Genomic DNA, 7,940 nt, shown 5'->3' with positions numbered 1-7,940 from the left:
CCAGTACGGCCGGATGCTGGCTCACCACCTGCTCGATCTCGGTCGGGTAGACGTTGAAGCCGGACACCAGGATCATGTCTTTCTTCCGATCGACGATCCGCACGTAGCCCCGCTCATCCATCACGCCGATGTCTCCTGAGCGGAAGAATCCATCGTCCGTCATCACCAGGCGCGTCTCGTCCGGGCGATTCCAGTACCCGGCCATCACCTGGGGCCCGCGGATGCAGATCTCACCCGACTGACCCTGCAGCACGGCGCCACCCGCATCATCCCGGATGGCGATTTCCGTCGAGGGCACAGGCAGCCCGATCGAGCCGGTGAACTCCGGTTCGTCGAAGCGATTGATCGTCGCCACCGGTGAGGTCTCCGACAACCCGTAGCCCTCGACGATCGGGCAGCCGGTGACACGCTGCCACTGCTCGGCCGTCGCGCGCTGGACCGCCATGCCGCCGCCATTGGAGATCACCAGGTCCGCGAAATCCAGGCGCCTGAAATCAGCATCGTTCGCCAAGGCATTGAACAGCGTGTTCACTGCTGGGAACATGTTGATGCGTTGCCGCTTCAACACCTTCACGAAGCCGGGAATATCACGCGGATTCGGAATCAGCACGTTCAACATACCGAGGCGTGCGCCGAGCATGTAGCACGCGGTCAGCGCAAAGATGTGATACAGCGGCAGTGCGCACACCGTGACGATCTGCCGATCGCCCACCTTGTCGAGCATTGGCTGGAACCAGGCCTGTGACTGCAGGATGTTCGCCACCACGTTGCGGTGCAACAGCACGGCCCCCTTCGAGACGCCCGTCGTTCCCCCGGTGTACTGAAGGAACGCCACATCGTCAGGCCCCAGCTCCACATGCCGCAGCGACATGCGCGTGCCCTCGGCCAATGCCAGGTTGAATCGCGTGACCGAACCCCCGGCCGGCGCGCGAAGATCGAACTCGGGCACCATCTTGCGGACATGGCGCACGACGAAGTTCACCAACTGGCCCTTCGCGAAGCCCAGCAGGTCGCCCATGGATGCCAGCACCACGTGCCGCAACGGCGTGCGGGCCATCACCTCCTGCAGCGTGTGCGCGAAGTTCTCGAGCACGATGATGGCCTCGGCGCCGGAGTCGCTCAACTGATGCTCCAGCTCGCGCGCGGTGTACAGCGGGTTCACGTTCACCACGGTGTAGCCCGCACGCAGCACGGCCGCAATCGCCACCGGGTACTGCAGCACGTTCGGCATCATCAGCGCCACGCGCGCGCCGCGCGCCATGCCCCGCGCCTGCAACCACGCACCCAACGACGACGACATCTCGTCGATCTCGCGGAACGTCAGGCGTCGCTCCATGCACACCGCTGCATCGCGCGAGGCATGCTGGCGGAACGATTCGTCGAGCAACTCGACCAGCGAGCGATACGCCGACGTGTCGATCTCGGCAGGAACGCCAGGAGGATAGTGATCGAGCCAGGGACGTTGCATCGATGCGGCACTCGCGGACAGGAAGAGCCTGCAATGGTGCGGGCCGGCCGCGCCGCACGGCTACGGTAGTTCTCCTAGCGCCGCCGCACGCGCCGGTGTCCCGTCGGCGACAGCCTCCGACGCGAAGAGCGCCTGCATCAGCGCCGTCTCGCGCGAGCGGACGGTCTTCAGGAACTCCGCAGCGCCTCGCATCGCGTGGAAGGTGTCGAACCCCGACTCCAGGAACGACTGAAGCGACGACAACCCCGCAGCACGCGCCGGCACCCGCATCATGCGCAGGCTCTGGCGCAGCAGCAGGCGCCTCGTCAATTGGTCGAGCGATTCGCCGATCTTCACGGTCAAGGCCACCTGCCGCTCGCGGTCTGCACGGCGTCCGCAGGCCTGCCACGCCGCCAGGTAGTCGGCGGCCGTCAATGCAGTCCCGGCCACGGCGTCGCCCATCGCGCTGTCCAGCGATTCCGACAAGGCATGCAGCGCTGCCAGCGACTCCACCGTCAACAGCACGTCGCTCGGGAAGAGCCGCGTCAATGCCGGCACCACCCGCGCGAACTGTGCGTCACGCTCGGCGAAGTCCTTCGGGCCGTACAGCTCGTCGAGAAAGAACCGCGCCACGTCACGGTAGCGCGGCGACGCCAGTAGGTCCGCGTACGTGTGCGCGAAGCGTCGTTGCTGGTAGGTCTTCACGGCAGTCACGCGAGCTTGCAACGAGGGATTCCCCACGCGCCGTTGGCGCTCGGACTCCACCGCCGACAGATGCTGAAGGATGTTCTCGCTCGACGCGGCCATGGCGAAGTTCGTTGCTCGTTGCGGGTTTACGAGAGGTCGGGCTAGTCCCTTGCCTCTACGGCGGCTGCGCCGAATGATGCAACACTGCGCCCGCATTCCGCCATCCACATGCAAAGACGCAAGCTCCTCCAGATCGGCGCAGTCGCCTCGCTCACGCTGGTCACCGTGGGTGGCGGACTCGTGTGGATGCGGCCTGCCGCGCCCGCCGCCGAACTGAACGCCGAAAGCCGCATGCTGTTTACTGCGGTGGCGCAGGCCGTACTCGACGGCGTGCTGCCATCGGGGCCTGCGCGCGCATCCGCGTTGGCCGGGCACGTCGAACGCGTGCAGCAAACCATCCGCGGATTCGCTCCCGCGGTGCAGGACGAGCTCGCGCAGTTGCTGGGCATCCTGTGCACGGCACCGGGGCGACGCCTGCTCGCCCGCCTCGCCGCGCCGTGGGACGCCGCGAGCGTTGCCGACGTCCAACTGGCGCTGCAACGCATGCGCACCTCGCGACTGGCCACTCGCCAGCAGATCTACCACGCGCTGCGCGACATCACCAACGGTGCCTACTTCTCCGACCCCGTGGCATGGCCCGCGATCGGCTATCCGGGCCCACGCGACATCTGATGAGCAAGCTTGACGATCCGATCCAGCAAGGGCTCCAGCGCGGCTGGCGCGTTCTCGGCGGCTCGCATGCTGCCGTCCCGCCAACCCTGCTGTGCGATGTCGCCATCATCGGCAGCGGCGCCGGCGCCGGCATCACCGCGGAACTGCTGACGAAGGCCGGCCTGCAGGTCGTGATCGTCGAGGAGGGTCCGCTGAAGAGCAGCAGCGACTTCCGCCAGCGCGAGAGCGACGCCTACCCGAGCCTCTACCAGGAGAGCGCCGCCCGCAAGACGGCGGACAAGGCGATCAACATCCTGCAGGGCCGCTGCGTCGGCGGTTCGACCACCGTGAACTGGACCAGCTCGTTCCGCACGCCGGCCGACACGCTCGAGCACTGGCGCACGCAGTACGGCCTGGCGGAGATGACGCCGCCCGCGATGGCGCCGTGGTTCGAACAGGCCGAACGCCGCCTCGGCATCGGTCCGTGGCTCACCGAACCGAACCGGAACAACGAGCTGTTGCGCACCGGTGCCGCGCGGCTCGGCATCGCGGCCTCGTCGATCCAGCGCAACGTGAAGGGCTGCTGGAACCTCGGCTCCTGCGGCATGGGTTGTCCGACGAACGCGAAGCAATCGATGCTGGTGACAACCTTGCCGGCGGCCCTCGACCAGGGGGCCACGCTGTTGGTCCAGATGCGCGCCGAGCGGCTCGAATGGCGCGACGGGCGCGTCGAGGCATTGCACTGTGTGCCGGTCGCCGACAACAGCGCACCGACCGGCGCCAGCGGCGTACGCGTCACCGCGAAGCACTACGTCGTCGCCGGTGGCGCGATCAACTCGCCGGCGCTGTTGCTGCGCTCCGGCGTGCCGGACCCGCATGGCCTCGTCGGCAAGCGCACCTTCCTGCACCCGGTCGTGATCTCGGCGGCGACCTTCGCGGACCCGGTGAACGGCTGGGATGGCGCACCGCAGACCCTCTACACCGACCATTTCCTGCAGACACAGCCGCTGACCGGCGCCATCGGCTACAAGCTCGAGGCGCCGCCGCTGCACCCTGTCATCGCCTCGTCCACGCTGGCGGGCCACGGCCGCGACCAGGCGGACATGCTGGCCCAGTTCCCGCGCACGCACAGCCTGCTGGCACTGATGCGCGACGGCTTCCACGCGCAGTCTCCAGGCGGCTCGGTCGGCTTGCGCAGCGACGGCACGCCGGTGCTCGACTACCCGTTGAACGACTTCGTGATGGACGGCGCGCGCCGGGCATTCCTCAGCATGGCGGAGATCCAGTTCGCGGCGGGCGCCCGCAGTGTCGTGCCGGTGCACGAGGAGGCAACGCCGTCCACGTCATGGGAAGAAGCGCGCCGGAAGATCCTGGGCTTGTCGATGAAGCCGCTGCTGACGCGCGTCGTCAGCGCCCACGTGATGGGTGGCTGCCCGATGGCCGGCAGCGAAGCGCAAGGCGTGGTGCGCCCTGACGGCACGCATTGGCAGGTCGCCAACCTGTCGGTGCACGACGGCTCGCTGTTCCCGACCAGCATCGGCGCGAACCCCCAGCTCTCGGTCTACGGCGTCGCAGCGATGCTCGCAACGCGTCTCGCCAAGCGCCTGACCGGCAACGACGTTCAGCTGGCCTGAAGACTCACGCTGATAGCATCGGCCGCATGCTCGCGCGCCTGCAACGCTTCATCACGCTCGGATTGCTTCTCACCGCGCTGCTCTGGGCCGTGTGGTTCATCCACATCGATCGACCCGGGTGGGCGGCTGCCGGCGCGCTGCTGATCGTCTTCGGCTACGCGCTCTTCCTCGGTCTCGAGTTCATCTTCCTGTACTTCGTGCACGGTGACGACCCGAGCCCGCGCGCGACGGCGCTGCAACTGCTGCATGCCTGGATCGGCGAGGTGCTGACGGCGCCGCAGGTGTTCTGCTGGCGGCAGCCATTCCGCTCGAACCGCGTGCCCGATCACGTGCCCGACAAGTCGCAACACCGCGGCGTCGTGCTGGTCCACGGCTTCGTCTGCAACCGGGGCTTCTGGAATCCGTGGATGCAGCGGCTCGTGCGGCGCGGCACGCCGTTCATCGCGGTCAACCTCGAACCGGTGTTCGGCTCGATCAACCACTACGCCGACATCATCGAGCAGGCCGTCGCGCGGCTCGAGGCCGCCACCGGCCAGGCGCCGGTGCTGGTCGGCCACAGCATGGGCGGGCTCGCGATCCGCGCGTGGGCCGCGGCGCACGGCGGCGAGGCGCGTGCGCACCGCATCATCACGATCGGCACCCCGCACCGCGGCACCTGGCTCGGGCGCTTCTCGACGACGGCCAACGGGCACGAGATGCGCCTCGCCAGCCCCTGGCAGGTGGCCCTGGGGGCGCGCGAATCGGCGACGCTGTCGCAGCGCTTCATCTGCTTCTACAGCCACTGCGACAACATCGTGTTCCCGGCCAGCACCGCAACGCTGCCGGGTGCCGACAACCGGCACGTGCCGGGCGTCGCGCACGTCGACCTGGTCAACCAGCCGGTGGTGTTCGAGGCCTTGCAGGCCGCGCTGTGATCACGGCGCGAGCACGCGGTCGCCGGGCAGCGTGGCCTCGGCGGGTACTTCGTCGCGCTGCGCCACCGCCTCGTAGATGGGCGTGAAATCCGGCGCCGTCGCGCGGAACAGCTGCTCGAACGAATCGATCACGAAGTACGTGGCCTGGTAGGTGTCGATCTTGTAGCGCGTGCACATGATGCGCTCCAGGTCGAAGCCCAGGCGCTGCGGCTGCGCGCTGGTGACGCTGTGGCGCAGCTCGCCCGCCGACGACAGGATGCCGGCGCCATACGCGCGCAGGCCGGCCGGCGTCGCGATCAGGCCGAACTCCACCGTGTACCAATAGAGCCGCGCGAGGTACTCGCACGACTGCAGCCGGCTCGCCTTCAGCCCGCCGGCGCCGTAGGCCTGCATGTAGTCGGCGAACATCGGGTTGAACAGCAGCGGCACATGGCCGAACAGGTCGTGGAACACGTCCGGCTCGACGACGTAGTCGAACTCTTCCGGCTTGCGGATCCAGCCGGTCACCGGGAAGCGGCGCGCCGCCAGCAGCGCGAAGAACGCCTCCTCGGGGATCAGGCCCGGTACCGCGACCACCTCCCAGCCGGTCGCGCGGCGCAGCCGCTGCGACAGCTCGTCGAAGCGCGGGATCTGCGTCGGCGTGCCGAGCTGGCCCACCGCGTCGATGAACTCCTCGCAGGCCAGGCCTTGCAGCTGCGCCGCCTGGCGCTCGTACAGGCGCTGGTACAGCGCGTGGTCCTCGGTCGTGTAGCGGGCCCAGTCCTGCTCGCAGGTGTAGTCGGCGCGCGCCGACGCATAGTCGCCGCGCGGCGGGCGGTCGCCCTGGCCGTAGGTGGCCGGCGCGACGCCGCTGTTCACGCCCTTGGCGCTGCTGTCGTTGATCAGCGCAGCCATTTGTCCGTCGTCCGCTGGTAGTCGCCGCCGGCCTTCGACAGGTGCAGCCATTGGTCGACGAAGTTCTTCATCACCATGTCGCGCGGCAGCATCCACGCCATCTCGCCGTACTGCAGCGGGCGTTCCGGGTTGACGGCGCACAGGCCGGGCCGCAGCTTCTGCTGCACCAGCGTCTCGGCGGCCTCGGTCACGAACACGTCGGCGCGCTTGGCGAGCAGCTCGTCGAAGATCGTCAGGTTGTCGGCATGGATCGTCAGCGTCGCGACCTTGAAGTTGGCGCGCGCGAAGCGCTCGTTGCTGCCGCCCGGGTTCGCGATCGCCCGCACGCCGGGCTTGTCGATGTCGGCCACGCTCTGGTACTTCGGCACGTCCTCGCAGCGCACCAGCGGCGTCTTGCCGTTGACCATGTAGGCGGTGCTGAAGAACACCCGCTTCTGGCGCTCGGTGGTCACCGAGATGCCGCCGATCGCGACATCGCATTTGCCGGCGCCGAAGTCGGGCAGCAGGTTGGCCCAGCTGGTCTTCACGAGCTCCAGCTTGACGCCCATCGCCGCGGCCAGCGATTGCGCGAGATCGATGTCCAGCCCCTCGAACGCACCGTCGGCGCGCTGGAAGCTGAACGGCTTGTAGTCGCCCGGCGTGCAGGCGCGCAGCACGCCGGCCTTCATCACCGCATCGAGCGACGATTCCTGCGCCGAGGCCATGCCGGCCAGCGCCGCCAGCGCGATCGCGATGAACGACGGCAGCGCCTTCATGCGGCCGCCTCGGGTTCGGCCTTCAGCACGCCGCGGCGCACCTGGTCGAGCTCGATGCTCTCGAACAGCGCGCGGAAGTTGCCTTCGCCGAAGCCCTGGTCGCCCTTGCGCTGGATGATCTCGAAGAAGATCGGCCCGATCACCGTCTGCGTGAAGATCTGCAGCAGCAGTTCGTTCGGCGCGCCCAGGTGCGTCGCGCCGTCGATCAGGATGCGCAGGCGCTTCAGCTCTTCGAGCCGCTCGCCATGATTCGGCAGGCGCTTGTCGACCAGGTCGTAGTAGGTCGCGATGGTGTCCTGGAACACGACGCCCTGGGTCTTCATGCCCTCGACCGAGCCGTAGATGTCGTCGGTGCCGAGCGCGATGTGCTGGATGCCTTCGCCGTGGTACAGGTCCAGGTACTCGGCGATCTGGCTCTTGTCGTCGGAACTCTCGTTGATCGGGATGCGGATCTTGCCGCACGGGCTCGTCATCGCCTTGCTCTTCAGGCCGGTCAGCTTGCCCTCGATGTCGAAGTAGCGCACCTCGCGGAAGTTGAACAGCCGCTCGTAGAAGTCGGCCCACTCCTTCATGCGGCCGCGGTGCACGTTGTGCGTCAGGTGGTCGATGTAGGTCAGGCCGTTGCCGACCGGCGACGCGTTCGCGCCGGGGATCGGCACGAAGTCGACGTCGTAGATGCTGATGTTGCCGATCGCGCCGGCGGCCGCGCCGTCCTTGCCGTGCCAGCGGTCGACGAAATAGATCAGCGAATCACCGATGCCCTTGATGGCCGGGATGTTCAGCTCCATCGGCCCGGTCTGGTTGTCGAAGCCCCAGGCACCGAGTTCCAGCGCGCGCTCGTAGGCCTTCGCGGCGTCCTTCACGCGGAAGGCCATCGCGCACACGCTCGGGCCATGGT

Annotated in this window: 8 protein-coding genes; 3 read left to right on the top strand and 5 right to left on the bottom strand. The window is 68.0% G+C overall.

The window, feature by feature from the left end; genetic code table 11:
* On the bottom strand, nt 1-1,468 hold a 1,468-nt coding region (locus AC1D1T_RS27750), incomplete at its 3' end, for an AMP-binding protein (protein WP_477992887.1).
* 60 nt (nt 1,469-1,528) lie between these two features.
* Nucleotides 1,529-2,254 carry a DUF8198 family protein gene (locus AC1D1T_RS27745; protein ID WP_477992886.1) on the bottom strand — a complete coding sequence of 242 codons (726 nt, stop codon included), beginning with the start codon at nt 2,252-2,254 and terminating at the stop codon, nt 1,529-1,531.
* Nucleotides 2,255-2,362: 108 nt separating this feature from the next.
* On the opposite strand from AC1D1T_RS27745, the gene AC1D1T_RS27740 reads away from it, so the two are divergent.
* The 3 genes from AC1D1T_RS27740 to AC1D1T_RS27730 are packed head-to-tail and all read left to right on the top strand — an operon-like array spanning nt 2,363 to nt 5,393.
* On the top strand, nt 2,363-2,866 hold the full coding sequence (locus AC1D1T_RS27740) for a hypothetical protein (RefSeq protein ID WP_477844631.1): 504 nt from the start codon (nt 2,363-2,365) through the stop codon (nt 2,864-2,866).
* The gene (locus tag AC1D1T_RS27735; RefSeq protein ID WP_477826586.1) at nt 2,866-4,479 is read left to right on the top strand and encodes a GMC family oxidoreductase; all 1,614 of its coding nucleotides are present in this window, start codon (nt 2,866-2,868) and stop codon (nt 4,477-4,479) included. The genes AC1D1T_RS27740 and AC1D1T_RS27735 overlap by 1 nt, the downstream gene beginning before the upstream one ends.
* Before the next feature lie 26 nt (nt 4,480-4,505).
* Nucleotides 4,506-5,393 carry an esterase/lipase family protein gene (locus AC1D1T_RS27730; protein WP_477826587.1) on the top strand — a complete coding sequence of 296 codons (888 nt, stop codon included), beginning with the start codon at nt 4,506-4,508 and terminating at the stop codon, nt 5,391-5,393.
* On the opposite strand, the gene phhA is transcribed toward AC1D1T_RS27730, so the two are convergent.
* The 3 genes from phhA to hppD all read right to left on the bottom strand — a co-directional run.
* Nucleotides 5,394-6,287 carry a phenylalanine 4-monooxygenase gene (phhA, locus tag AC1D1T_RS27725; protein WP_477843687.1) on the bottom strand — a complete coding sequence of 298 codons (894 nt, stop codon included), beginning with the start codon at nt 6,285-6,287 and terminating at the stop codon, nt 5,394-5,396.
* Nucleotides 6,275-7,042 carry a transporter substrate-binding domain-containing protein gene (locus AC1D1T_RS27720; RefSeq protein ID WP_477826589.1) on the bottom strand — a complete coding sequence of 256 codons (768 nt, stop codon included), beginning with the start codon at nt 7,040-7,042 and terminating at the stop codon, nt 6,275-6,277. The genes phhA and AC1D1T_RS27720 overlap by 13 nt, the downstream gene beginning before the upstream one ends.
* Nucleotides 7,039-7,940, bottom strand: a 902-nt coding sequence (hppD, locus tag AC1D1T_RS27715; protein WP_477992885.1) for a 4-hydroxyphenylpyruvate dioxygenase, incomplete at its 5' end; no start/stop codon positions are given. The genes hppD and AC1D1T_RS27720, both read right to left, overlap by 4 nt.

It is taken from the genome of Rhizobacter sp. P2_H3 (assembly GCF_056403355.1).
The sequence above is the reverse complement of the archived record's forward strand: the minus strand, read 5'-3'. Positions and strand labels throughout refer to the sequence as shown.